The 25926-nt window shown below is 46.5% G+C and carries 23 protein-coding genes; 22 read left to right on the top strand and 1 reads right to left on the bottom strand.

The window, feature by feature from the left end; all coding sequences use genetic code 11:
- Position 1: 1 nt before the first annotated feature.
- The 22 genes from HBAL_RS06305 (at position 2) to HBAL_RS06410 (ending at position 23625) form a co-directional block, all read left to right on the top strand.
- The gene (locus HBAL_RS06305) at positions 2 to 298 is read left to right on the top strand and encodes a hypothetical protein (RefSeq protein ID WP_015827105.1); all 297 of its coding nucleotides are present in this window, start codon (positions 2 to 4) and stop codon (positions 296 to 298) included.
- Positions 295 to 924 (top strand): DUF2460 domain-containing protein, encoded by a 630-nt coding sequence (locus HBAL_RS06310; protein ID WP_015827106.1) that lies wholly within the window; start codon positions 295 to 297, stop codon positions 922 to 924. Before HBAL_RS06305 ends, HBAL_RS06310 begins: the two co-directional genes overlap by 4 nt.
- A gap of 11 nt (positions 925 to 935) precedes the next feature.
- On the top strand, positions 936 to 1589 hold the full coding sequence (locus HBAL_RS06315) for a DUF2163 domain-containing protein (protein WP_015827107.1): 654 nt from the start codon (positions 936 to 938) through the stop codon (positions 1587 to 1589).
- Positions 1589 to 2032 (top strand): C40 family peptidase, encoded by a 444-nt coding sequence (locus HBAL_RS06320; RefSeq protein ID WP_015827108.1) that lies wholly within the window; start codon positions 1589 to 1591, stop codon positions 2030 to 2032. Before HBAL_RS06315 ends, HBAL_RS06320 begins: the two co-directional genes overlap by 1 nt.
- A 27-nt stretch (positions 2033 to 2059) precedes the next feature.
- Entirely contained in the window at positions 2060 to 5866 is a 3807-nt protein-coding gene (locus HBAL_RS06325) for a baseplate multidomain protein megatron (protein ID WP_015827109.1), read from the top strand.
- Between the two features lie 70 nt (positions 5867 to 5936).
- Positions 5937 to 6899, top strand: a complete 963-nt coding sequence (locus HBAL_RS06330) for a DnaJ C-terminal domain-containing protein (RefSeq protein WP_015827110.1) — start codon at positions 5937 to 5939, stop codon at positions 6897 to 6899.
- Between the two features lie 151 nt (positions 6900 to 7050).
- Positions 7051 to 7338, top strand: coding sequence for a PepSY domain-containing protein (locus HBAL_RS06335; protein ID WP_233356756.1), 288 nt, complete (start codon positions 7051 to 7053; stop codon positions 7336 to 7338).
- 3 nt (positions 7339 to 7341) lie between these two features.
- Positions 7342 to 8013, top strand: coding sequence for a response regulator transcription factor (locus HBAL_RS06340; protein WP_015827112.1), 672 nt, complete (start codon positions 7342 to 7344; stop codon positions 8011 to 8013).
- A gap of 49 nt (positions 8014 to 8062) precedes the next feature.
- Entirely contained in the window at positions 8063 to 9478 is a 1416-nt protein-coding gene (locus tag HBAL_RS06345; RefSeq protein WP_233356757.1) for an ATP-binding protein, read from the top strand.
- A 12-nt stretch (positions 9479 to 9490) separates the two neighbouring features.
- A complete protein-coding gene (locus HBAL_RS06350; RefSeq protein ID WP_015827114.1) occupies positions 9491 to 10198 on the top strand; it encodes a tetratricopeptide repeat protein in 708 nt (235 codons plus the stop codon).
- Between the two features lie 80 nt (positions 10199 to 10278).
- Complete coding sequence (locus HBAL_RS06355) at positions 10279 to 10746, top strand: cytochrome c maturation protein CcmE (protein WP_015827115.1); 468 nt, start codon at positions 10279 to 10281, stop codon at positions 10744 to 10746.
- Positions 10746 to 12692: a heme lyase CcmF/NrfE family subunit gene (locus HBAL_RS06360; protein ID WP_015827116.1), complete on the top strand. Its 1947-nt coding sequence runs from the start codon at positions 10746 to 10748 to the stop codon at positions 12690 to 12692. The genes HBAL_RS06355 and HBAL_RS06360 overlap by 1 nt, the downstream gene beginning before the upstream one ends.
- A complete protein-coding gene (locus HBAL_RS06365) occupies positions 12689 to 13108 on the top strand; it encodes a cytochrome c-type biogenesis protein (RefSeq protein WP_015827117.1) in 420 nt (139 codons plus the stop codon). The genes HBAL_RS06360 and HBAL_RS06365 overlap by 4 nt, the downstream gene beginning before the upstream one ends.
- A 77-nt stretch (positions 13109 to 13185) precedes the next feature.
- On the top strand, positions 13186 to 14397 hold the full coding sequence (locus HBAL_RS06370; protein ID WP_015827118.1) for a bifunctional alpha/beta hydrolase/OsmC family protein: 1212 nt from the start codon (positions 13186 to 13188) through the stop codon (positions 14395 to 14397).
- 82 nt (positions 14398 to 14479) lie between these two features.
- On the top strand, positions 14480 to 16039 hold the full coding sequence (locus tag HBAL_RS06375) for a Do family serine endopeptidase (RefSeq protein WP_015827119.1): 1560 nt from the start codon (positions 14480 to 14482) through the stop codon (positions 16037 to 16039).
- A 23-nt stretch (positions 16040 to 16062) separates the two neighbouring features.
- Positions 16063 to 16734, top strand: a complete 672-nt coding sequence (locus HBAL_RS06380; RefSeq protein WP_015827120.1) for a response regulator transcription factor — start codon at positions 16063 to 16065, stop codon at positions 16732 to 16734.
- Positions 16735 to 16739: 5 nt separating this feature from the next.
- Positions 16740 to 18137, top strand: a complete 1398-nt coding sequence (locus HBAL_RS06385) for a sensor histidine kinase (RefSeq protein WP_015827121.1) — start codon at positions 16740 to 16742, stop codon at positions 18135 to 18137.
- A gap of 54 nt (positions 18138 to 18191) precedes the next feature.
- Positions 18192 to 21026: a bifunctional [glutamine synthetase] adenylyltransferase/[glutamine synthetase]-adenylyl-L-tyrosine phosphorylase gene (locus tag HBAL_RS06390; RefSeq protein ID WP_015827122.1), complete on the top strand. Its 2835-nt coding sequence runs from the start codon at positions 18192 to 18194 to the stop codon at positions 21024 to 21026.
- 49 nt (positions 21027 to 21075) lie between these two features.
- On the top strand, positions 21076 to 21852 hold the full coding sequence (locus tag HBAL_RS06395; RefSeq protein ID WP_015827123.1) for an EF-hand domain-containing protein: 777 nt from the start codon (positions 21076 to 21078) through the stop codon (positions 21850 to 21852).
- 68 nt (positions 21853 to 21920) lie between these two features.
- Positions 21921 to 22517, top strand: a complete 597-nt coding sequence (locus HBAL_RS06400) for an RNA polymerase sigma factor (protein WP_015827124.1) — start codon at positions 21921 to 21923, stop codon at positions 22515 to 22517.
- Positions 22518 to 22532: 15 nt separating this feature from the next.
- Entirely contained in the window at positions 22533 to 23006 is a 474-nt protein-coding gene (locus HBAL_RS06405; RefSeq protein WP_015827125.1) for a hypothetical protein, read from the top strand.
- 4 nt (positions 23007 to 23010) lie between these two features.
- Entirely contained in the window at positions 23011 to 23625 is a 615-nt protein-coding gene (locus HBAL_RS06410) for a periplasmic heavy metal sensor (RefSeq protein WP_015827126.1), read from the top strand.
- Between the two features lies 1 nt (position 23626).
- On the opposite strand, the gene HBAL_RS06415 is transcribed toward HBAL_RS06410, so the two are convergent.
- A complete protein-coding gene (locus HBAL_RS06415; RefSeq protein WP_015827127.1) occupies positions 23627 to 25885 on the bottom strand; it encodes a PAS domain-containing sensor histidine kinase in 2259 nt (752 codons plus the stop codon).
- Between the last annotated feature and the right edge of the window lie 41 nt (positions 25886 to 25926).

The raw sequence follows: 25926 nt of genomic DNA on the forward strand, positions 1-25926 counted from the left end.
GATGGATGAAGATCAAAGATTGCGCGTTCAAAGTGATATTGATGAAATTATAAATAGCGCAAGCATCAGGATGAGCACTGAAATTCGGCGAGCCATGGCGCAGGGGGAAGTTGAGTTTAAGGATATGGCGGAACAGTTGGCGCTGGATATGGCCAAACTGGTGCTCAAGCAGGTGTTGGCGGGCCTTCAGACGCAAAATATTGGACAGCAAAGCGTTGGTTCATCATCTGGGGCAGCTTCTAGTCAGTTAGCACAGGCGTTGACGGGGCTGGTGCAGCAAGGGAGCCGTTTTTCATGAGTGTATTTCATGATGTTAGCCTGCCAATGAAATTTGCATTGGGTGCTGCCGGTGGTCCTGAATGGAAAACACAGGTTACTCAATTGGCTTCGGGCAAAGAATTTCGAAATGGATTGTGGGCTGGAAGCCGGCGGCGCTGGGATGTTGGCGGGGCAATTCAATCGCATGAGGATTTAGAAACGCTGACCGCGTTTTTTGAAGCAAGGCGCGGGAAGCTGCATTCTTTCCGGTTTCGCGATATCACAGATTGGAAATCATGTGCATTGGGCGAAGACGTGTCACCACTGGATCAAATGATTGCTGTGGGTGATGGGGCGCAAACGCGGTTTGTCTTGCTTAAGACCTATGACAGCGGTGGTGAAAGCATTTCTAGGTCTATCTTAAAACCTGTCTTATCTTCGATACGCGTGAGTTTTGATGGGATAGAAACAAACGATGGTTGGCATTATGATACTGATGAAAAAGCGTTAGTATTCGACATCGCGCCAACCAATGAAACCGTCATCACAGCAGGTTTTGAATTTGATCTACATGCGCGCTTTGACACAGATATTTTAGCTGTCTCACTAGATCATCTAAATGCTGGGCGCGTGGTATCTGCGCCGATTATCGAATTGATCGATTAGAAGAAAAATACATGAAAATTACAGATGAAGAATATGCCGTCCGGCTTGAAACCGGCGCTGCAAAAACATGTCTATGTTGGAGATTTAAACGAAAGGATGGCGCTGTCTTTGGGGCGAGTGATCATGATCGTTTGCTGGAAATTGATGGCGTTGAATATCACCCAGATCGCGCTTTGAGCGGCGTTAATTTCGTCAATACTAGCGAGTTGTCGCCTGGCTATGTTTCGGGTGATGGGGCGCTATCGGCCAATTTTCTAACACAAGCGGATTTGGCCAATGGGCTATGGGATGGTGCGTCTGTTTCGGTATGGCGTGTGGATTGGGAAATGCCAGAACTGAAAATGCATGTCTGGTCTGGTTATCTTGGTGAGATCACACATGGAGCGCAGGCTTTTCATGTCGAACTCGTGTGTTTGAAAGCGCAGCTTGAGCGACGTATCGGGCGCATCTATGCGGGGCAATGCGATGCGGCTTTGGGGAGTGCGAGATGCGGTGTGGATCTTAGCGGCATTCATGCTGATGCCGTTTGCGATAAAACGTTTGAGACATGTCAGTCTAAGTTTTCCAATCAAGTCAATTTTCAAGGTTTTCCGCATTTGCCGGGAATGGATGCGGTCATTTCGGGACCGTCGGCGAATGGCATCAATGATGGTGGTGCTCGCTAATGGCAAATGCATCATTGATTGTGGCAGAGGCGCGAAAATGGATAGGTACACCTTATCAGCATCAGGCAAGCTGTCTTCATGCTGGATGTGATTGCCTTGGATTGGTGCGCGGTGTGTGGCGCGCATTGATTGGGGATGAACCTGAATTGGCTCCGCCTTATACGCCAAATTGGGCTGAAGATTTGCAAGAAGAAACCTTGCTGGAAGCCGCACGTCGGCACTTGATCGAAATACCGATTGGAGGTGCGCAGATTGGTGATGTTTTGGCTTTTCGTATGGGGCTGGGCGCACCGGTAAAACATCTGGCGATTGTTAGCAAAGTCTCGCAAGGCAAAGCCACAAATATCATTCATGCCTATTGGGGGCGCAGCGTTGTTGAAACGCATTTAGGGCCGTGGTGGTCGCGCCGTATTGCAGCGGCATTTCAATTTCCAAATTTCTAATCACGAAAATAGAAAGGCAGCGCCCTTATGGCTCAGCTCGTTTTTTCAACACTGGGCCAAAGCGTTGGCTCGGCATTATTGCCCAATGGCGTGTCCGTGTTTGGGCAGCAAGTCTCGGGTGCTGCGATTGGTCAGTTTGTTGGGGCCGTGGCAGGGGCTGCGGTCGATTCTTATATTTTTGCACCGAGGCTGGAAGGTCCGCGTATCAATGATGTGCATGTCACTGAAAGCCGAGAAGGTGCAGGCATTCCACGCGTGTTTGGACGTATGCGGTTGGGCGGCAATGTTATATGGGCGGCGCGGTTTAAAGAGCACACGCAAAAGCAAGGGGGTAAGGGCGGGCCAAGCCAGACAAGTTATACCTATTCTCTGAGCTTTGCTGTAGGGCTATGTGAAAGGGAAGTCTCCCGTGTGTCTCGCATATGGGCCAATGGCGAGGAGATGGATCTCTCTCAAATAAATTGGCGATTGCATACGGGCAGTTTGGATCAAATGCCTGATGCTTTGATTGAAGCGGTGGAAGGCGTGGCACCGGCCTATCGCGGCTTGGCTTATATTGTATTTGAAGACTTGCCTTTGGATGCCTACGGCATGCGTATGCCGCAGCTTTCATTTGAAGTGATGCGAAGTGCTGATCGCCGCGAGGATGAGATCGCACGCATGGAAGATGCGATCACATCGGTCAATCTTATACCGGGATCGGGTGAGTTTGTGTATGCAAGCCAGATCGTGCGGCGAGTGATTGGTGAAGGTGAAGAGACGCCCGAGAACATGCATAATGGAAGCGGCGAGGCAAATTTTATCGCGTCCTTAGAACAAGCCATTGCTGACCTGCCAAATCTAAAACATGTCAATTTGATTGTGGGGTGGTTTGGCGATGATTTGCGATGTGGCCAATGCACAATCCGGCCCGGTGTCGAGATACGTGAAAAGGAAACGGCCCCGATGCAATGGCATGTTGCGGGCATGCATCGCGGGACGGCCTATCTGATTAGTCAGGATGGTGAAGGGCGGTCCAATTATGGAGGCACGCCCGATGATGCGTCGGTGTTGCAAGCGATAGCTGCGCTAAAAGCTAGAGGGATTGCTGTGACGCTGTATCCGTTTTTGTTTATGGATATACCGGCGGGAAATGGCCTGGCTGATCCGTATGGGAGTGCGGAGCAAGCTGCGTTTCCGTGGCGGGGTCGTATCACCTGTTCTAATGGCGCGGATATGACGGCGCAGGCAGCGACGCAAGTGGATGCTTTCTTTGGGCAAGCATCGGCGGTTGATTATACTCAAAGCGGCTATGTGGGAGCTGAGGATTGGCGATATCGCCGGTTCATTCTTCATTACGCAGACCTTGTGCGACGTGCGGGTGGTGTGCATGCATTTTTGATCGGTTCGGAGATGATTGGCTTGTCGCGGATACGCTCGGCGCGAGGAGTGTATCCTATGGCGGGGCATATGGTGCAATTGGCAGCAGAAGTACGCGCGATTGTGGGTGGTTTGTGTAAGCTATCCTACGCTGCAGACTGGACCGAATATGGCGCTTATGTGCCGCCTGATGGTTTGAACGATACCGACTTTCCATTAGATGCTTTATGGGCGAGTGAGGATATCGATTTCATCGGTGTGGACTGGTATCCGCCAATGGCAGACTGGCGGCCAACTTCAGGACACGCAGATAATGAGGCAGGGTGGAAATCTATACATGATCCTGCCTATCTTGCTGTCAATATTGAAGGCGGTGAAGCTTATGATTGGTATTATGCCAATGATGAAGATCGCGCGGATCAAATAAGAACGCCAATATTTGATGGCGGATATGGCGAGCATTGGACTTATCGTCAGAAAGATATTCGAGGCTGGCATGCAAACGCGCATTATCCGCGAATGGGTGGAGTGAAAGCTGAGCAACCTACTCCATGGCTGTCCGCCAGCAAGCCTGTGAGATTTGTGGAGTTTGGGTGTTCTGCTGTGGATATGGGCCCAAATCAGCCAAATGTGTTTTATGATCCTAAAAGCTCAGAGAATGCCTTGCCGCATTATTCTTCGGGCGCGCGCGATGATGTGGTGCAGCGTACGGCTATTGAGGCGTTTTGTAATTATTGGCGCAGCGAAGATATGCTCGATGAGTATGGTGTATCGATTTGGGCATGGGATGCGCGGCCTTTTCCTGCTTGGCCTCAACGCGATGATGTGTGGGGAGATGGCGCAAACTGGAATGTGGGCCATTGGCTGAACGGGCGCGTTGGTCTGGCTTGGCTAAAGGATGTTGTTGATGATCTGACATCAATCGTGGATGTTGATGTTGATACGAGAGGGTTAGTCGGGTTGGTGAGTGGATATAAGCTCGATAATGCGTTGAGTATTCGCGATAGTCTTGAGCCGTTGAAAACGGCTTTTGGTTTGCGCTGCAATCATGGTGATAATCTTCTGAAGTTTGACAATGGTGAGCGGCATGAGTGGCAGGTGGAATTGGATGAATTTCAGACTGCTGATGGTATGTTTGAGCGGCGGCGCAAAGCGATGGAAGCTGAAGCCATAAATCTGCGTCTTAAATATATTGATGCAGCAAATGATTATATGCCTGCGATTGCAATTTCTGAATCTGAAATTGTTTCAGGCGATGACATCAAAGATGTGTCTTTGGCGCTCGCGCTTGATGATGGAATGGCCGGTCGGTTGGTCAGCAATTTAAATCAAAAATTGGTAGCTTCGAATAAATCGGCTCAGGTGTCGACAAGTTTGAGTTTCGCCAACATTGAAGTTGGCGATATACTGCATTTTACCAATGATGCGGAGATGTGGACCGTTGAAAAAACTGTCATGGGTGATCAGCTGTCTTTGCAATTGCTTCAGCATTCTGCGCAGCCAATGAAAAACCTTGCAGGGTCTCAACCTATTGTTGGTAAAGTAGCCGCTTTTAAAATGCGCCCTAAAATCGTGATTGTGGATGGTCCGCCCTTGCCTGATCAGGAAAATGATGCGCGGCCTTTCGTATTTATAAGCGCAACCCCATGGGGCGGTGATGTCTCCATCGAAGTTGGGGCTGAGGGGGATTTGTTCAGTGAACGAGCAACATTATCTTACCCTAGCATAATGGGACGGATCTTATCATCTTTGCCTGCCGGTCCATCTGGGCGGTGGTTAGATCAATCTGTTGATTTGAAATTGGATTGGGGCGTTTTAGAAAACGCTTCGCGCCTTGGTGTTTTAAATGGAGCCAACGCTGCATTTATCGAATGTGAAGACGGATGGGAATTGATCCAGTTTCAAAATGCAGAGCTAATTTCAGAGCGAACATATAGAATCAGTCGATTATTGCGTGGGCAACAAGGAAGTGATTCTGAGCAAATTGGCGGGATAAAGCCCAATGGTCACATTATTTTTCTGGATGGACGAGAAACACGTTTGGATTTGAAAAATAATGAGAATGGTCTGGAAATTTTTTGGAGAGCGAATGGTGTGAGTATTTTGTCTGATGAGCCTGTTGATGGTGGGTTTATCTGGCAGAAAAAAACATTTACCCAATGGCGGCCATGTCATTTGAGAGCTTTGCTTGGAGAGGAAGGGATAAGTTTGTCTTGGACGCAAAGAGCGCGCAGTGATGGGGACGTCTGGGGGCAAGCGGACGTGCCGCTGGAGGCTGATTTAGATTTTCAAGTGATTGTTTATCACGACGGAAGTGCTGTTCGTGAATGGAAACTAGATGATACACAATTTTTATACACGAATGATCTGATAGATATTGATTTCCCTGAAAAAGGGATAATCTATATTGAAGTCAGACAAATGGGAATTGACGGCCTTTATGGGTATCCAGCAACAACTTCTATTGAAATTTAAATAGAATTGCTTCCATTTTTGTGTTTTCGCGTCTAATTCCTTCTATGAGTATAAGTAAAGGAATTTGACGTTGAGCTGGGATCCGTATGCCGCATTGGGCGTTGCCAAGAGTGCGACTGATAAAGAAATAAAATCTGCTTACCGCAAACTTGCAAAAGAGCTGCACCCTGATGTGCGGCCTAATGATGCGCCTGCAGAGGCGCGCTTTAAGCGGGTGAGTGCAGCTTTTTCTTTGTTATCTGATCCTGATAAAAGAGCGCTGTATGATCGCGGCGCGATTGATGCTGACGGAAATGAGAAAGCGCCTCAATTTAGAGGTGGATATGGGGGCGGTGCAGGTCCGCAAGGATTTTCTGGTCGTCCGGGTGCTGATGGATTTAATGGTTTTTCTGGAACGCATTCAGGTGGCGGACGTGCAGGCGCAGATGTGTTTGAAGATCTGTTTGGCGGCATGTTTGGACAAGGTGGCCGAGCGCGTGGCGCTGCTCCCGGTGGTGGATTTGGTTATGGCGCATCCAAGGGTGCCGATGTTCGCTATAAACTTGAGATTGACTTCCTAGATGCCATAAATGGTGCGCGTAAACGCGTGAGCATGGCAGATGGGCGTTCATTGAATGTGAATATTCCAGCTGGTGTTGAACCTGGTCAGACGCTTCGATTAAAGTCTCAAGGTGAGCCCGGTGCAGGGGGAATGAACCCCGGAGACGCTCTAGTTGAAATTGGCGTTCGTAGTCATCCAGATTATGAACGTTCAGGTAAAAATGTTAGAATGGATCTGAGAATTTCACTTGCTGAAGCGGTTGAAGGTGCACGCGTTAAGGTGCCGACGCCATCGGGCGAAGTATCTTTGAACATCGCTGCGGGTGCAAATAGTGGTAATGTTCTGCGCCTGAAAGGTAAAGGCGTGCAAAGCAAAGATAAACCGGGTGATTTATTGGTCCGTTTACTGGTTACTTTACCAGATAAACCAGACGCTGATTTAAAAGATTTTTTGAAAACTTGGCGCGGTCGGGATAAAAACGTCAGGGATTAGTTCATAACTTGGTGTTTTACTTGCGACATTCTTCATTTTAGGCAGCAAGATAGGTCGTGGCTAGCATATGAATTTCGTTCAGATAGTGTTCAGCGCGAACAGGTTAAACATTGTTCGCATGATGCGCTTTTTTTCCTTTTTCGCCACGTTAATGGCAGTTGTTATATCACCTGCTCAAGCTCAGGCTTGGGCTGGCGATTCGCTTGTTCCTCAAACTGAAGCGCGTAATGCTGCGCAATCTGGACGGACTGTTCCTTTTGCTAAGATAAGTCGTCAATTAAGAGATAGGTATAACGGGCAATTGATTGATGCTGCTATGTACTCTCAGGATGATGGCGGGTATCATTATAAAGTGACTTGGATGGATGGCGAAGGAAAACGTCTGCTCATCAAAGTAGATGCTTTATCAGGCAAAATCCTGCACATACGCGGAGAATAAAATATGCGCCTTTTAGTCGTTGAGGATGACCCAGATTTGGGACGTCAGTTGAAAACATCATTATCGGAAGCTGGATACGCAGTCGATCTGGCTGTCGACGGTGAGGATGGTCACTATCTCGGCGAAACTGAGCCATATGATGCTGTCATTCTGGATTTGGGACTTCCCAAAATGGATGGTGTGCGTGTTCTCGAAAAATGGCGGGCTGAAGGTAAAGTCATGCCTGTTCTTATCTTGACAGCGCGAGATCGCTGGAGCGAGAAGGTTGCTGGATTTGATGCTGGTGCAGATGATTATCTGACCAAGCCATTCATTACCGAAGAATTATTGGCACGTTTGCGTGCTTTGCTGCGCCGCTCTGCTGGACATGCAAGTTCGGCTTTAGAATTGGGTGATTTGCGGGTTGATACGAGCTCGGCAAGGGCCACTGTTGGCGGCCAACCTATCAAGCTAACAGCACATGAATATCGTGTGCTGAGTTATATGATGCATTATCAAGGACGTGTTGTGCCACGCACGGAACTTGTGGAGCACATTTATGACCAAGATTTTGACCGTGATTCCAATACAATCGAAGTATTTGTGGGGCGTTTGCGTAAAAAAATTGGATCTGATCGCATTCTAACTGAACGAGGTCTTGGGTATAGATTGGTCGATCCAGCTGCAAATGAATAATCGTTTTAAAATAGCGATTTTTAACTAGAACGGTCTGGCTGGCAAAATTGTGGCTCAAGGTTTCAAGAAATGTTTGCGTTTTATTTATCGCAAGGTATGGGCATCCATTGCTGGCAGACTAGTCACGCTTACATTCATCATGAGTGTTTTGATCGTCGTATCGGCGACATTGTTTTTGGGCGGTAGTTATCGCAAGGAAACAGAAGCACTTTTAAATGGTGAGTTGGAAGCAACCATTCAGACACTCACAAATGCGTTAAATTCTGATCCTGATGGTACGATTGTGCTTGATCAGAATTTGTTGCCGAATGACCCACGATTTCAACGCGTATTGTCTGGGTGGTATTATGGATATCTTGATCTTGATCGGGATTTAAACGTTCAAGAACCGGTTTTATCTCGAAGTATATGGGATGGTGGACTGCCGGTTGATATGACGCATATCGAGGAAGCTTACACAAATCTGGGGCAAGTTTTTTATCACAATGATCTAGATCCTGACGACAAACCAATCCGCGTGGCGTTGAGGGCGGTATTGCTGCCAGACCGTGAAACGCCGGTTGCATTGTTTGCGGCTATTAATAGCGAAGCAGCGCTTAGTGCTGAAACTGCGCTACGTCACCGCTTGGTTGCCGTTGTTGGATTGATGTTGTCTGGGATGCTGGTTGCGATTGGTTTTCTGATACATCACGGATTAGCACCTTTGCGGCGGATACGTGAGAATCTTGATGCGATTCGAGATGGCAGAGAAACGCGTCTAATCGGAGAATATTCCACTGAGATCGAGCCTTTGGTTGAAGATATGAACCGTGTTCTCGATCACAATCAGGAAGTTGTGGACCGCGCGCGCACACATGTGGGCAATTTGGCACATGCCCTGAAAAATCCCATTGCTGTATTGATGAATGAAACAGGTGGTGATGAAGCCTATTCAGCGATGGTTAAGCAGCATGCAAAAGCGATGTGGCAGAATGTTGATCACTATTTGAAACGCGCACAAGCAGCGGCGCGTGCAGAAGTATTGGGAGCTAGAACTGAAGTAGAACCGACTGTCGAAGATATTGCGATTTTGCTTGAACGTATTCATCGCGACAAGAATTTGGCGGTTGAAATTGATATTGATGAAGATGCTGTTTTTAAAGGCGAACGTCAGGATTTAGATGACCTTGTTGGCAATCTTTTAGAAAATGCAGCCAAATGGTGCAAGCGCCGTATGCGCGTGACGATACGTGTGAAAAACGACCAATTGATTGTTTTTGTTGATGATGATGGGCCTGGTTTGAAGCCAGCTGAACGAGAGATTGCCGTGCAACGTGGACAGAGACTAGACGAAACAGAACCAGGAACAGGATTAGGGCTGTCTATCGTGAAGGAATTAGCGGAAATGTATGGTGGTTCTTTTGCATTGGATAATAGCCCGTTTGGTGGTTTGCGTGCGCATCTCATTTTGCCAGCTGCGACATAGAAAAGTTAGAATATGCTGCACATCTTCATCGGAATAATTGTTGGTTTGGGCTTGGCGTATTGGGTCGGCAATACATGGCGCATGCGAGCGGGTGTATTAATTGCTATGACCATAGCTGTGACATGTTACGGATTTATCGGATCTCCCTCCATTGGCGACAGACCATTGCATCAACGACTTGATGAAATGAGAAAAATGGAACCCAAAGATATTTCGGGTGATCAGTGGATAGCTTTGTTGCAACAGCGTGCCAAAGTGGACCCGGAAGATCCGCAATCTCATAAGTTTATCGGTGATATTCTTATGCAGCAGGGAAAACCGGATGAGGCATTGCGGGCTTATCAATCAGCTCTACGCCGAGACCCTAAATTTGTTGATGTTCTGACACCTATGGCGGATGCTTTGGTTGCTCAACAGGGTGGGCGCGTGACGGAGCAAGCACAGCAAATATATATCGCAGCTTTTTCAGCGAATACGGCTGATGTGAAAGCTGCCTTTATGCCGGGTATGAGATTTTGGCTGGATGGTGATCGTGATGGCGCGAGAGATTGGTGGGCGCAAGCACAATCCATGATGCCCGAAGGCTCGCCAGAAGCAATGGAACTTAAATCCCAAGTAGATTTATTGCAGCAGGCAATGGCAAATGTTGCCAGACAAAAAGAAGAAATGACGGATGATATAGCCTCTGAAAACGAGGACAATCCATCAGAAAAAGACTGATGCTGGTCATCACATATAGTTGATGTAGTCCTTTGATCAGAAGTGGGTATGTCTAAGGTTTGGATAGAGGAAGATAATTCATGCGTGCGCGTTCCCAAAGAGCATGGTTGATCGGTGTAGCAGGTGTTCTGTTGGTTGGAGCAGTTGCGCTTGTGATGTCTGCACTAGGAGATAATGCGAGTTATTCTAGAACGCCGACAGAGATCGTGACTGGTAATGTTGTGACAGTTGGTGAGCGGGTTCGCATTGGTGGATTGGTAGGGGTTGATTCAATAGAACGCGGCCCGGGTACATTGATAAAGTTTGAAATCACAGATGGTGAATACGGCGTCAATGTTGCGTATGATGATTTGCCGCCAGACCTTTTTGAAGAAGGACAAGGAATTGTCGCCGAAGGCATCATTCAGGTTGATGGTAGTCTTCAGGCAACACGCCTAGTCGCGCGTCATGATGAAAGCTACATGCCTAAAGAAGCGTATGATGCTTTAAAAGCTGCTGGTGGTGAAGCCGCCGCGAAAGCTGCACAATATAATGATGAAGGCGTCTAATGATAGAATTTGGCCATATCAGTTTATTTCTTGCTCTGGGCGCGTCATTATTGGCGGCTGTCTTTGGTGTTTGGGGTAAAGCGCAAGAAACTAACCGGTCGATACTTGTTGCGATGGCAGCAAGCGTTGTGGCATTTTTTACGTTAGTTCGCGCTTTTTTGGGATCAGATTTTTCTCTAGAACTTGTGGTCAAGCATTCGCATTCTTTAAAGCCTACTTTCTACAAATTCGCCGGAACGTGGGGAAATCATGAAGGATCAATGCTTTTATGGTGTATGATCATGTTGGGCTTTGGGGCGGCAGCTGTTGGTTTGATGAAACCAAGTGCGTTGAAGACGAAAGCAATTGGTGTCCAGGGGGGATTATCTTTCTTGTCGCTGACTTATTTGCTTTTTGCATCTTCACCTTTCACGCGCCTTGACCCTGCACCGTTTGACGGCACCGGCTTAAATCCGCTTTTGCAAGATCCTGCTTTGGCATTTCACCCGCCATTTTTGTATTTGGGGTATGTTGGTTTTTCTTTTGTCTTTTCGCTCGCAGCAGCAGGTCTATTGCTCAATGAAGTTGGCGCAAGCTGGGCGAAACGTGCGCGGCCATGGGCGTTGTTTGCTTGGTCTGGCTTAACGATAGGAATCTCACTTGGTGCGATCTGGGCTTATTATGAGCTTGGCTGGGGTGGTTGGTGGTTCTGGGACCCTGTTGAAAATGCTTCCCTTATGCCTTGGCTGGTGGGGGCTGCTTTGGTGCACTCCATTATCGTGACGCAAAAGCGTGGTTCAATGGCATCGTGGACAGTGTTTTTGTCAGTTTTGACATTCTGCCTATCAATTCTTGGGGCATTTTTGGTGCGTTCAGGCGTGTTGACTTCGGTGCATGCGTTTGCGCTGGACCCTGAGCGTGGTCGTTTATTGCTAATTGGCTTGTTATTGGTTTCGGGTTTTGCATTCTCACTTTTTGCTTGGCGTGGTCCCGGATTGAAATCTGGTAGTGAGTTTGATCCTGTTAGTCGCGAAGGCGCGCTTATCCTCAATAATTTGTTTTTATCTGTTGCTGCAGCAACTGTTCTTGTGGGCACGCTTTATCCTTTGGCGATGGAGGTGGTGACGGGTGAGAAATTATCTGTTGGGACACCTTATTTTGATCTGACGCTGGCACCTTTAATGGGCATACTGTTTCTCGCGCCGCCATTTGCACAGGCAATGACGTGGCGAGCGGCTGATATGTCACCTGTTGTGAAACGTTTAATCGTGGCTGGCGCGATTGCTATTGCGGCTGGGGCGGCAACATTTGTGTTTTTCTCAGGCAAGCTTTGGGCTGTGTTTGGTGTCGCTGTTGGTGTCTGGTTGATTGGTGGAACAATTACAGATCTTATCAAACGTGTTGGCGCTGGTGGTTTGACGCGCGTGTTTAAGCTGCCGCTTGGTGTGTGGGGACTTACGATTGCGCACATTGGGCTTGGATTGTTTGTGATTGGTGCCGTTGTTGAAACAAATGGACGAATTGAGCGTACATTTGCGGTCACTCAAGGGCAAGTTGTCGAGCTTGGCGATTGGTCTTTCACTTTTAACGGCGTTGTTAATTCTGAAGGACCAAATTTCTATTCTGATCGTGCTTCCATTATGGCTGTGAACGGAAAACGAGAAACAGAATTAAACCCGGAAAAACGGTATTATCCGGCATCTGGGATGCCCACGACGGAAGTTGCCATCCGAAAATCTCTGGTTGGTGATTTATATGTTGCGTTGGGTGATCCTGTTCGGGGAGAATTAAATGGTTGGACAATTCGTATCTCCATAAACCCGATGATTGATTTTGTTTTTGGTGGTGTTGGTCTCATTGCGTTGGGTGGTTTTTTAGCTTTTGCCGCTCAACGCGGGAAGCGTGTATCATCATCAAAAGAAGAGCCGACTTCAGATAACAGTATAGAAGGGGCAGCTGTATCATGATGCTTGCTTTGGTATTGGCTGCTGCGCTTTCAGATGCGCCGCTACAGGATGCGGATCTTGAAGCCCGCGCGCAATTATTGATGCGTGAAATCAGATGCGTGTCGTGTGAGAATGAGCCAATATCTCAGTCTGCTTCTGAAATTGCAGGAGATATGCGCCATCTTGTGAGGAAGCAGATCCAAGACGGTGCCAGTGATGTTGAAGTCCGGTCTTATTTTTCTGAGCGTTATGGTGAGTTTGTGCTTTTTCGTCCTAAAGCGAGTGGCGGCGGTGCATTCTTATGGGCTTTCCCGTTTGTCTTGCTTGCTTGGGGGGCGGGGGTTTTGTTTATGGCAATACGTGCACGTAAAAAGCGCAACCTGGCACCGCTAAAGCCTGACATGGTGGCTGATCACGAAAATGATACTCTAGATTGATAAGAGCGGGCCTTGTTAAACTGTTTTGCTCTACCACTTTATGGTAACGCTAGGGCTGAAAGTGGAGTAAAAAGACAATGGCACATAGATCACAAGTTCAAATACCCGGTTCGCTTGGTCATAAGCTAGCTGCAAGGTTTGAATTGCCAGCTGGAACGCCGCGCGGCTTTGCTATTTTTGCACACTGTTTTGCTTGCTCGAAAGACCAATTTGCGACAGCTCGTATTGCCCGCCAGCTCGTGCAGTTAGGTGTTGGTGTGCTGCGGTTTGACTTCACCGGACTTGGGTTTTCTGAAGGTGATTTTTCAGACACTACTTTCTCCTCAAATATTGATGACCTTGTGGCAGCTTCCCAGTGGATGGAAGAGCAAGGCATGGCTCCTACACTGGCGATTGGGCATTCCCTTGGCGGGGCAGCTGTGCTTGCTGCGGCTAGTAAGTTGCCAACGGTCAAAGCATTTGTATCTATTGCAGCACCGTCTTGCGCCAAGCATGTCACTGAGAATTTCGGCTCCCAGATTTCAGAAATTGAGACCAAAGGTGAAGCGGATGTTCAATTAGCTGGCCGTACCTTTAAAATTAAAAAGCAGTTTCTTGATGATGTAGAAGACGCACGGGTAATCGAATCTGTTCGAAATATGAAGCGCCCGTTACTGGTGATGCATTCTCCCATAGATCAAACCGTTGGTATCGAAAATGCGAATGATATCTTTATGGCGGCTATGCATCCAAAAAGTTTTGTATCGCTCGATGATTCAGATCATCTTTTGACAGATCGTGAAGATGCTAAATATGTGGCTGGTGTTATCGCCGCGTGGGCAACGCATTACGCAATTGCGGCCAGAAAAGACAAAGCTTCTGTTGAACCTGTAAATGGGAATGAGCCAGTCGTTGTCGAAGAAACTCAACGTGGAAGTTATGAGAACTGGGTGGTGACGGGTGATTATCGCGGCGTTGCAGATGAACCTGTTGATGTGGGCGGAGACGGTGCTGGTCCCACACCATATCAATATATGAATGCTGCGCTTGGGGCATGTACGTCTATGACATTGCGCATGTATGCTCAAAGAAAAGGCTGGCCAGTTGATAAAGTTTCTGTCTCAGTAACACACGAAAAATCACGAAATGAAGTTGATTCTAGCGATTTGGATGTTTTTAATCGTGAAATTACTATTTTAGGTGATTTAAATGCTGAACAGCGGACAAAAATGATGGAAATTGCGGATAAATGTCCCGTACACCGTACTTTACATAGGGTAAGTTCTATTCATACCACAGAATCGACATGAAGCGATCATAATTTTTTACTCAAAGATATATATTACACATTCGACATCTAGAATGTTCTGAAGTGAATAAAGAGGAATACAGATGAAAACGACCGGAAAAAGCCGCACTTTGAAAATGTCTTTAGCCATGGCATTGCTAGGCAGCGCGGCAGTTGGTGGCCTTATTTTATCCCCGGTTGGGTCGAAAATTGCCGATGCAAAACCAATCGTTGTTCAAGCGCCTGTCGGTGCGCCACTTAGTTTTGCTGATCTGATTGAAAAAGTGAATCCTGCCGTTGTGACTGTGCAAGTGACAACAGAAATAGAAGCGCCAGAACAATATGGTGAGCTGTTTGAGCGTTTCCGCAACATTCCAGGCTTTGATGACTTTATGGATCGTCAAGGACGCGGTGAGGGCGAAGAAGGCGAAAGTGAAGAAGATGAAGGTCCAGCACCTCGCGAAGGACGTTCACTTGGATCTGGATTTTTTATCTCGGATACAGGGTATATCGTAACCAATAATCACGTTGTAGAAAACGCTTCTGAAGTGACGATCACATTGTCCAATGGTGATGAGTTGGAAGCTGAGATTATCGGTCTTGATGAGCTAACCGATCTGGCCGTGCTGAAGGTCAAAGAAGGCGGGAAATACCCATATGTTGAGTTTGAACTTGGTGCGCCTCCACGTGTAGGCGACTGGGTTGTCGCTGTTGGTAACCCGTTTGGTCTTGGAGGAACAGCGACCGCGGGTATCGTATCTGCTATTAGTCGTGAAATGAATGGTTCTAACTATTCAAACTACATCCAAGTGGATGCATCAATTAACCGTGGTAATTCCGGTGGTCCGACATTTGACCTCTATGGTAAAGTGATTGGTGTGAACACGGCAATTTATTCACCGTCTGGCGGTAGTGTAGGAATTGGTTTTGCGATTGAATCGACTGTCGCAAAAGAGATTACCGATATATTGATTAAAGACGGTAAGGTTACACGCGGCTGGTTGGGGGTTTCTATCCAATCAATGACTGTGGAAATGGCCGAATCTCAAGGCTTGAAAAATGAAAAAGGCGCACTTGTTGCTGATGTCCAAGTTGGCAGCCCTGCTGAAAAAGGCGGAATTGAGCGTGGTGATGTCATCCTGTCGGTAAATGGTCTCGCCGTTAAAGATAGCCGTGAGCTAACCCGTCTTGTCGGTGGGTTAATCGCTGAAAGTAAAAATGAATTCAAATTGATCAGAGATGGTAAAGAGAAAACAGTCTCTGTGACAGTTGGTGTTCGTCCATCAGATGTTGATAGTGCATTCAACCGTGGTGGTTCAGAATCTGAAGGTGAGAAAGAGGACGAAGTAGCGCCTGAAGGTGCGTTGGTCCATGGTTTGACTGTCAAACCATTGTCCAAACCAGAGTTCGAATTATTTGGTTTAAAAGAGAATGAAAATGGTGTTCTCGTTCTTGATTTGAACCGTAATTCTGCCTTTGCAGAAGCTGGAATTGCAAAAGGTGATGCTCTTCTTGAAGCACAGGGCACGACGTTGAAATCTGCGGATGATTTGGCTAGCGTGATCAAAAATGCTAAAAAAGAAGGTAAGAAGAATATTCTTGTGGCTGTTCGCAAAGGCCGCGCGACTATTTTCCTACCGGTTGAAATTGAAGACCTTAAGTAATTTATAGAATGGGAGAGCTCGCTTTGCGCGTACTCGTCATTGAAGATGATATAGAAGCAGCGGATTTCGTCAGAAAAGTGCTCAGCGAAGCTGGGCACGACGTTGCCGTTGAGAATGATGGCGAGGCTGGTCTCAGTCGTGCTCAGTCTGATGAATTCGATGCTATGGTTGTTGATCGTATGATGCCAAAGATGAATGGTATCGAGATGTTAACAACCTATCGTGATACGGGTGGTAACACACCGGCATTGTTTCTGACGGCTCTAGGTGATGTTGAAAATCGCGTCGAAGGTCTAAAAGCTGGTGGCGATGATTATCTGTGTAAGCCTTTTGCGCCGAGTGAATTAATTGCGCGTGTTGAAGCACTTGGAAGACGCGCTTCTAGTGAAGCTCCTACGACAAAATTACAAGTAGGGGATCTTGTCATGGATCTCCTAGCACGCACTGTTTTTAGAGGTGAGGTCAAAATAGACCTTCAGCCGCGTGAGTTCCGTTTGTTGGAATTTCTTATGAGAAATGCCGATCAAGTGGTTACAAGAACAATGCTGCTTGAGAAAGTCTGGGATTATCATTTTGATCCGCAGACAAATGTGATTGATGTGCATATTTCCCGTTTGCGCAGCAAGATTGATAAGGACTTTGAAGTTGCGCTTTTGCACACAGTGCGTGGTGCAGGGTATAGACTTCAGGCCTAGGGATTGTGAATTTATCTCGTCTACCAGCGTTCACCCGGACGACAACATTCCGGTTGGCTTTGGTGCATACGGCGTTATTTATTCTTTTTGCTGGTGCGCTGTTACTTTATCTATTCTCAGCCACGGCAGGACGATTAGAGCGCGATGATACTGACGCCCTCAATTCCGAGATAAATGCTTTGACCGCCGCTTACACAAGCGGCGGTTTTTCTCGTTTGAGTCAGTCAGTATCGGAGAGGTCTTCCTCTAGAGGTGCGTTTTTATATCTTCTGGTTGGTCCGGATGGAGAGAAAATCGCTGGTGATTTTGATTTCCTGCCGGCGGAAGCCCCTTTAGCGGGTGAGCTGTATGTGCCATTTTCATATGACTCTCGAAATTACGCGGGTGTTGTACAAAGAAATAGAGCAGAAGGACGCATAAAGACATTTCCTGACAATACTGTTTTGCTCGTCGCATATGATATCGGTGAACGCGGGGAGATGGTGAAACGCATTACAGATGTGGTGTGGACGGCAGCTATTGCTGGTTTGGTTCTTTCCATGGTGGGAGGGGTGATTGTATCGCGATCCGTCTCACGGCGAGTTGAATCGCTAGCGCGTACAACTGAAGATGTCATGGCTGGTGATTTGTCACGCCGGGCAACTGTTTATGGGTCTGGAGATGAGTTCGACAGGTTGGCTGAGCGTTTGAATGCGATGTTGACCAAACTTGAAAGGCTGATGATTGCGTCTCGGTATTCGGGCGATGCGATTGCGCATGATTTACGATCGCCATTGGCGCGTTTGCGGAACCATTTGGAATCTTCTCTAGCTCAAACAGGAGATCGACAAGATTTTGAAGGTGCGCTTGAGTATTCTATTGAGGAAGTGGACCGCGTCCTAGAAACCTTTAATGCGATTTTGCGGCTGTCAAAGGTTCAAGGTGGTCAATCGGGGACGTTTGATCGTTTTAGTCTAAGTGAACAAGTTGTAGAAGTTGCTGAGATTTACGAAGCTGTGTGTGAAGAGGCCCAGTTAGCCTTTAGTTCTGATATCAAATCGAATTTAGAGCTTCATGCTGATAAGTCACTGATCATGCAGCTTATTTTTAACCTCATGGATAATGCTGTGAAATATACACCAGCAGGCGGTGCAGTTAAGCTTGTTCTTCGACGTAGACGGAATGGAGAGGTAGAGCTGTCTGTTCTTGATAGTGGACCGGGTATTCCTGAAGAAAATAGAGAAAAAGTATTAGAACGATTTTTCAGATTGGAAGAGGCACGCACGGAGCCAGGATCTGGACTTGGATTGTCACTGGTGGCTGCTGTCACGGAAATGCACCAAGGGCGACTTGAACTATCAGAGGGGCTTCCTGGGTATCCGACGCCGGGGCTAAAAGTGAGCCTTACTCTCGCTTCTGCGTGAACATCGCGCTAGCATAAGCTTGAATAAGACGAGTCAGTGCAAAGGCGTTATAAGATGATACCCGTTCCAGACAGAACTCTTGTTGAATTATCATGTCGGCCGGTCAAAAGTATTTTAGATAGTCGTGAGGCCGCGTCGAAATTTTTAAGTCATACGCCCTACCTTTGTAATTTACTGACAAGATATCCTAACGTTTTCGATTCAATAGCAGATGATGGTGCGGATGCAGCTTTTCAGTTGAGCCTCGAGTTGCTCAATGAAGCAATGGCCGCAAACACTGACCGTGAGATAGTCAGCAAAACATTGAGACAGGCAAAGGCAAAAGGGCATCTAGCAATAGCGCTCGCTGATTTGTCCGGATTATGGGATGTCAACCAAGTCACACATGCCATCACTGTGTTGGCAGAAAAATGTACACAAGCGGCTCTTTGGTGTGCGTATCAAGTTGCTGCGGATAGAGAATGGGTGAACCCTAAAACTAGTCTAGAAGAGACGGGGCTGTTTGCCATTGCTATGGGGAAAATGGGTGCCTATGAGCTAAATTATTCCTCAGATGTTGATCTAGTTGTTTTGTTTGATCCTAATCGATTTGATGCAAATGCAAGGTCAGCAAAGGAAGCGGCTGTGCGCATTACGCAAGATTTTGCACAGCTCATGGAAACTCGAGACGAGCATGGATATGTCTTTCGAGTCGATTTGCGTTTGAGGCCGGACCCGTCTTCAAATGCTGTTGCTTTGTCGACTCAGACTGCACTCAATTATTATGAGCGTGTCGGACAGAACTGGGAGCGTATGGCCTACATAAAAGGGCGGGTTTGCGCGGGTGATGCTGTTGCAGGGGATGCTTTTTTTGAAGAGCTGGAACCATATATCTGGAGGCGCCATTTAGATTATTGGGCAATTGGAGACATTCACGCGATAAAACGTCAGATACATGCGACTGGTGGCCATGAAACGCTCGATATTAAGGAATTTGATGTCAAACTTGGGCGCGGCGGAATTCGTGAAATAGAGTTTTTTGCACAAACACAACAACTTATCCTTGGTGGTCGCCATCCTAATTTAAGGGTTCGGCGCACCGATGAAGCGCTTGATGAGCTTGTTAAATTGAAAGCTGTGTCTTCTCAGAATGGCGAAGAACTAAAAAAAGCTTATGCCTTTTTGAGGAATGTCGAACACCGCATCCAAATGCATAATGATGAGCAAAGCCATACACTACAAGACCGTGATGATAGGCGACGAGAGGTCGCCATATTGATGGGATATGGTGATAATCAAGATTTGTTTGAGAGTGATCTATTAGCTGTTCGAAGATTTGTTCACGGCATTTATTCTGATCTTTTTGCGCAAGAAGAGAGATTATCGGGCGATAGTGGCAATCTGGTTTTTACTGGCGTGGATGATGACCCGGGGACACTAAAAACGCTTGAAGAAATGGGTTTTTCTGACCCCGGCGGTGTGATTAACAGAATTAGGAATTGGCATCGCGGAGGACTTCCAGCAACGCGCACAGTACGTGGGCAACAGCTTTTGACATCACTTACACCACGTTTATTGGAGTGGATTGCTGAAACAGGTCAGCCTGATACTGCTTTGAGCCGTTTTTCTGATTTTATTAGCGGTTTGAGAGGTGGCGTGCAGGTTTTCTCGCTAATGCTTGCAGAAACCAAATTCTCTGAAGATCTCATTTCAGCTATGGCTTATGCACCTAAGTTGGCGAATGATTTAGCACGGCAGCCAGCTCTTCTTGATGGCATGTTAGACAATTCATTCAATGCACCTTTAAATCAGGATAGCTCCGAAGCAGTCCTGATGGCGCTGGAAAAGGTTGTTAATTCTGAAGATGATTTTGAGGGACGGATGAACGCCGCGCGTCGGTTCCACCGTGAAGAAACTTTGCGAATTGGATATCAAATTCTAAGAGGTCAAGCCAATGCTAGTGATGCTGGGCCTGCATACACGCGATTGGCGGATGCTTCAATTTCGGTCATGGCGCAGGTCGCGTTAGAAGAGGTTCAACTTAAGTTTGGCGAATGGCCAGGAAAATGGGTGATTGGTGCATTTGGCAAGCTAGGAGGAAAAGAGCTTTCAGCGACATCTGACCTGGATATCATCGTCATTTATGATCCGGGAAACCCTCCTCACCCGAATGATCTTGCTGCCCGTTTTACACAAAGATTGATTGCTGCGCTTTCCGCTCCAACTGAAGAGGGTGAGTTGTATGAAGTGGATATGCAATTGCGACCTTCGGGAAAGGCTGGTCCTGTTGCTGTAAAAGTGACGTCGTTTGAAAAATATTATCAGGGCGATGCATGGACGTGGGAATATATGGCGCTGACAAGGCTTCGCATTGTTGCTGGAGATCGAGAACTGGCGGCGCGGGTGAAAGCTATCGCCTGTGCTTCTTTAAAAGTGCGCTCGGATTTTGAAGGTCTTGAAGAAGATATTCTGAATATGCGTCAACGTCTGGCCAAAGAGAGAAAGCCAAATAGTCATTGGGATTTGAAATTAGCCGAAGGCGGATTGCTGGATATCGAGTTTGTTGTTCAGCAAGCTATATTGCAAAATGCGAGAGCGGTTCCCAGTGTGATACGGCCCAATACCCTTGAAGCGATACAGGCTTTGCAGGAAGCGAACATTTTGCAACCCGAGGAAGCAACCCTACTAACCCAAGCATATAGTCTTCAAGTTAACTTGCAGCAGGCGTTAAGGATTGCTGTTTCAGATCAGTTTGATGAGGAATTAGCTTCAACGGGCCTGAAGAAATGGCTTAGTGCATGTGGTGGGGTAAGTGATTTTGTTGAATTAAATGAATTACTTAAGAAATATCAGGAAAAAGTTTCTAGTATTAGGCGAAATAAAATAGGGCCATTGGCGACGGATAGTTGAGGGTGCGGGCGTTAAATATATATCAAACACCAAAGAGGAGTTTAGACAAATGAAACGCTCAAAAATACTAGCACTTACAACTACAGCTTTTATAGCTCTAGCTGCTGTTTCAACTGCCGCTGCCGGTCAGCGTGAAGGTGACAAAGATGGCAAGGACAGATGTGAGGCCGTTAAAGAAAAATGGATGGAACGCATCGCTGAATTTGATACTGATGGCAATGGTGAACTATCAGATACTGAAAAAGCAGCGATTAAGAAAATGCGTTTTGATGCGGCTGATGCAGATAAAAGCGGTGGTGTGACACTAGAAGAATTAACCGCCTATAACCAATCGCGTATGGATCAACGCAAAGAAGAGATGGCTGCACGTCATTTCAGTCGGATTGATAAAGATGGTGACGGTGTTGCCTCATTAGAAGAATTCGATAATGGAATGCGAAAAATGTCAAAACACAAAGGCAAAAGCAAAGGTCAGTGGTCCCAAAAAGGCCAAAAGCAAATGCGTGCTGAAATGATCGAAAAATTTGATGCGGACGGTGATGGCAAATTATCTGATGCTGAGAAAGATGCAGCTAAGCGTGCAAAATTTGAAGCAATTGATGCAAATTCAGACGGCAAGCTTACAAGTGAAGAGATTACAAGTTTTCATGAAGCAGAGCGCGTTAAACGAAAAGCTGAAATGCAGTCAAAGCATTTTGAAAAAATAGATGCAGACGCAGATGGTGTAGTATCACTCGAAGAGTTTAGCGAATCTAAAATGATGAAGCATGACAGAAAAGGCGGGAATGATGGACCGCGTAAAGACCACGCGAAAAATTGCAAGTAGCCTTTCGTCGCCATACTGGTTAATTTGAATCAGTGAAGATTTTTTCAACTAGGATATTTTGATTTCAAATGCAGTTCGAGTCGATATCAGATGATATTTTGGTTGAAAAAGTCGGAGGCGGAGACCGTCAAGCTGCTTCTGTATTAGTACGTCGTCATAGTCAGCGTGTTCTAAATATTGCCCGACGAATGATGGTAAATGAAGCTGAAGCAGAAGATGTGACACAGGATGTTTTCTTAAAGGTTTGGAAAAGTGCGGCAAAATGGGAATCTGGAAAAGCAAAATTTACAACATGGTTACACCGCGTAACTGTTAATACTTGCTTGGACAGGCTTCGTAAGCCGAAAATGGGAAATGTTGACACTGTTCCAGAGGTTGCTGACGAATCTGAAACACCAGCACAACGTTTAGAGGCCGAATCGAGAAGTGAATTGCTAAAACGCGCTATGGAACAATTGCCCGACCGTCAGAGGGCTGCTCTCAGTCTATGTTATTTTGAAGAGATTTCTAACATTGAGGCGGCAGAAGTGATGGAGGTCAGCGTGGATGCATTAGAAAGTTTGTTATCGCGTGGCCGACGAAAGTTAAAGGAATTGCTCCAAATGGACCGCGAGGAGTTATTGGTCTCGAATGCACAAGGTCGAGCAACAGGATTTGATGGATAAGAAAGGAGGTAGAAGATGAATAAAGAACAGTTTTTAGAATATTTGGAAATATATGGTGCAGATGTAAAGCGTTGGCCCGAAGGCGTTCGTTCTTCTGCGGAAAGTTTCTTTCGGAGTGAAGACTTAGAGCTTAAACGTGCGATCGAACTTGAAAGCACATTTGACTCTTTCTTAGGCGATCAGGCCGACATGCCTGAAATTAGTGTGGCGTTAGAGGCAAAGCTCATTGATTTGATGCCCATGGCTGGTGAAACAAAGTCTGCACCGAGTTTTATAGAAAAGTTGAAATCTTTCCGAGCTTCCAAATGGATGGCTGCTGGGTTAATCAGCGCATCTTTGGTTGGTGGTGCCAGTGTTGGGTATGCGCAAGCGGCAGAACAAGCAGAATTGAGTGTTGTAAATTCAATGTTGTCTTATGCGTCAGCAGATGAACTTTCAAACTTGGATACTGAGCAATGGTTAAATGTTGAAGACATAAGCGATGAGTGAGAAAATGGAACAGAAAAAAAATAAAAAGGTTTCGTTTCTGCTTGCTGGGTCTCTTGCTGTGAATGCTGCATTGATTGGTATCGTTGGAGGTCAATTTCTAGGAAATAATGGAATAGGAATTGATGAAAAACCTCCAAACACATCTAGAGAGAGGCCTCATATTGAACGCGTATTTGGTCAGTTGGAAAAAGCGGACCGAGAAAAGCTTTTTCGTACGATGAAAGAGCATTGGCGTAGCAGTAAAGCTGAACGCGCCACCATGCATGCAAAGCATCTGGAAGTTTTAAACGCGATACGCGCTGAACCATTTGATCGGGGGCAGGTTGAGTTGGGAATCAATGAATTTATGAGAGTTGATTCTGAACTTAAAACGCTCGCTACAACAGGAATACTGGATGTGATGGAAACATTGCCTCCCGAAGCGCGTGTGGCTTTAGCTGATTCGTTTCTACTGAGAAACCGCAAACCTTTGAAGATGAAACGGGATTCTCAAAGAGAAGAAGAGGGCTTCAGACCGTCTCCTCCTGATGGTCCAGATCATGAGGGAAGAATGCCACCACCACCTGAAAATATGGATTTTCCTCCAGAGCCCCCTCCAGAGGGCCGATTTGAAGAATAAGTTAGGCAGCGTATTCAGATTTGATCATTTTGGGAGGGTCGACTGGGAGTAAGAAGCTAACAGTCGTGCCTTCTCCAAACTCACTTTCTATTTCAAGGCGTCCACCATGCATTTCGGCGAATGATTTGGTGAGTGAAAGCCCAAGACCACTACCTTTACTATTGCGGTTTTCATCTGCAGACGATTGCTCAAATGGTTGCGCAAGGCGAGGTATATCTTGTTTGGGTATTCCAATTCCATTGTCTGCCACTGATACGCGGACAAATGCATTTTCTTTGACAACAGAAATATTTATATAACCTCCTGGATCTGTAAATTTAATCGCGTTCGAGACCAAATTTAAGACCATCTGTTTTATAGCGCGATGATCGCCTTCGATGTCTGGAATATCATCTTTTACAGTTAGATTTAGGTCTATGTCTTTGTCAGCTGCGCGTCGGCGGATCATACGAACGGCTGAATCAACGGCTTCAACAGGATCTATTTCGCGCGTAGAAATTGACATTTTACCCGCTTCGATTTTGGCCATGTCCAGAATGTCATTGATCATATCTAATAGGTGCTGCCCAGAAGAAAGTATATCTTCGGCATATCCAATATATCGTTCATCACCTAGCGGGCCATAAATTTCTTTGATGAGCATTTCAGAAAAACCATTGATGGCGTTTAAGGGTGTTCTAAGCTCGTGGCTCATGTTTGCTAGGAAAACTGATTTTGCCTGACTGGCTTTTTCAGCTTTTGTTTTTTCTTCTGCATATTTGCGCGCGTGTTCTTCTGATTGACCTTGCATCCGATCTAGTTCTAGCACCAGTCGGCGTAGTTTTTTCTCTTTTCCGAGTAGGGATTCTTGATGGTTTTTGATTGATGAAATGTCGAGGCCAACAGTAACAAGTCCGCCTCCAGCTGTGGGGCGATCATAAAAGTTCAGCCAAATATCAGAAAGCAAGAGAATTTCGCGACCATTGTCGCTACCTGGAACCGGACGTTCAATACGAATCTGCTTTGCGGCTTCAGCCATGACAACATCATATGATGTGCCGGCTTTTAAAACATTCTCAGGAAGATTGAATAGGCGAGCAAAATGGCGGTTCCATAACAATAGTCTATGGCGCTGATCCCAAGATGCAAAAGGGCCTGGGTATGCGTCAGCTACGGAACGGGCCAAATGTTCTGACATACGAGAGCGGGCTTCCGCTCTCACGCGTTCAGTTGTGTCAGTCATTATGCCGGATAGACCATCTTGAAATGGGCCACCCTGCATTTCGAAATATCGCGAACTAAAGCTGCCATTGCCTTTGAAGGATACTTGAAAGGATTTGTTGTGTTTGGCTTTTTCTAGCTCATAGAGAACATTTTTTTGATTGCCCGGGTGTATGAGTTCCTGAAACTGCTGAAGGGATAGGTCGCTATTATCGATGAGGCCAAGCATTTCGGCTGTTTTGGTGCGTAGACTGAATAAACCTGTTTCGCGGTTCCATGTCCAATATCCATTTTGCCCCCCAATTTCCAACTCTCGCCAATGCGTTTCAATTTCTTTTTTTGCTTTTATTTCAAGGTTTAGCAGCTCAGTATTTGTCTTGATGGTTCCAACAAGACCGATAACAGCCAATCCTGGAGCAGCTAGTAACAGTAGATATATAAGGATTAGATTATAGTCTTCAGTTCCAATTAGCTCCACTTCGTTGGAAACACATGCAGCAATTTGCGTGTCACCAACAGGAGCACAGGCATTTACTTGGCGCGTCATACCGATTCGTTTTACATTCGCTCCTAAATCTGAATGCGTAGAATTAGCGAGCCTAAATGATCTGTTTCCTTCCGGCGTTGGGGTCAGCTTTGTTATTGGCAAACGTCCTTCCCACCAATTTCCTGAAGAATCTTGAGCATACAGTGCTGCAAAGTTTGTATCGATAAGCTTGCTACCGTTTTGCGCTGAATTTGCAGTGGTTTGAGAAATTTTTGCGAGCCCTGCACCGGATAAGGCCTGAGCAGACGTCCCACCGCGTTTTAAAATCAATTCCATCTTTGTTTGAGAGGCGACAAGCTCAGATCTGACATATCCACCTATGGCCATAGCCTCACGCGCCTGTAGCGCCATTAGATCGTCATTTTGTCCAAGGCGTTCCTGCCACGCTTTTAGCCCTAGCGTTCCGGCAAAAGCAGCAAACAGCATTAAAAGCACGCGACCGGGAACTGGCACAGCTTTCGAGACCTTAGCAGGTTTGTGGATGTCTGATTTATTTTTTCTTGTCTTGGCCAAGACATTTGTCTCCATTGTGCGAATTGATAATGCACAAGATT

The sequence above is a fragment of the Hirschia baltica ATCC 49814 genome, assembly GCF_000023785.1.
Lineage (GTDB): Bacteria > Pseudomonadota > Alphaproteobacteria > Caulobacterales > Hyphomonadaceae > Hirschia > Hirschia baltica.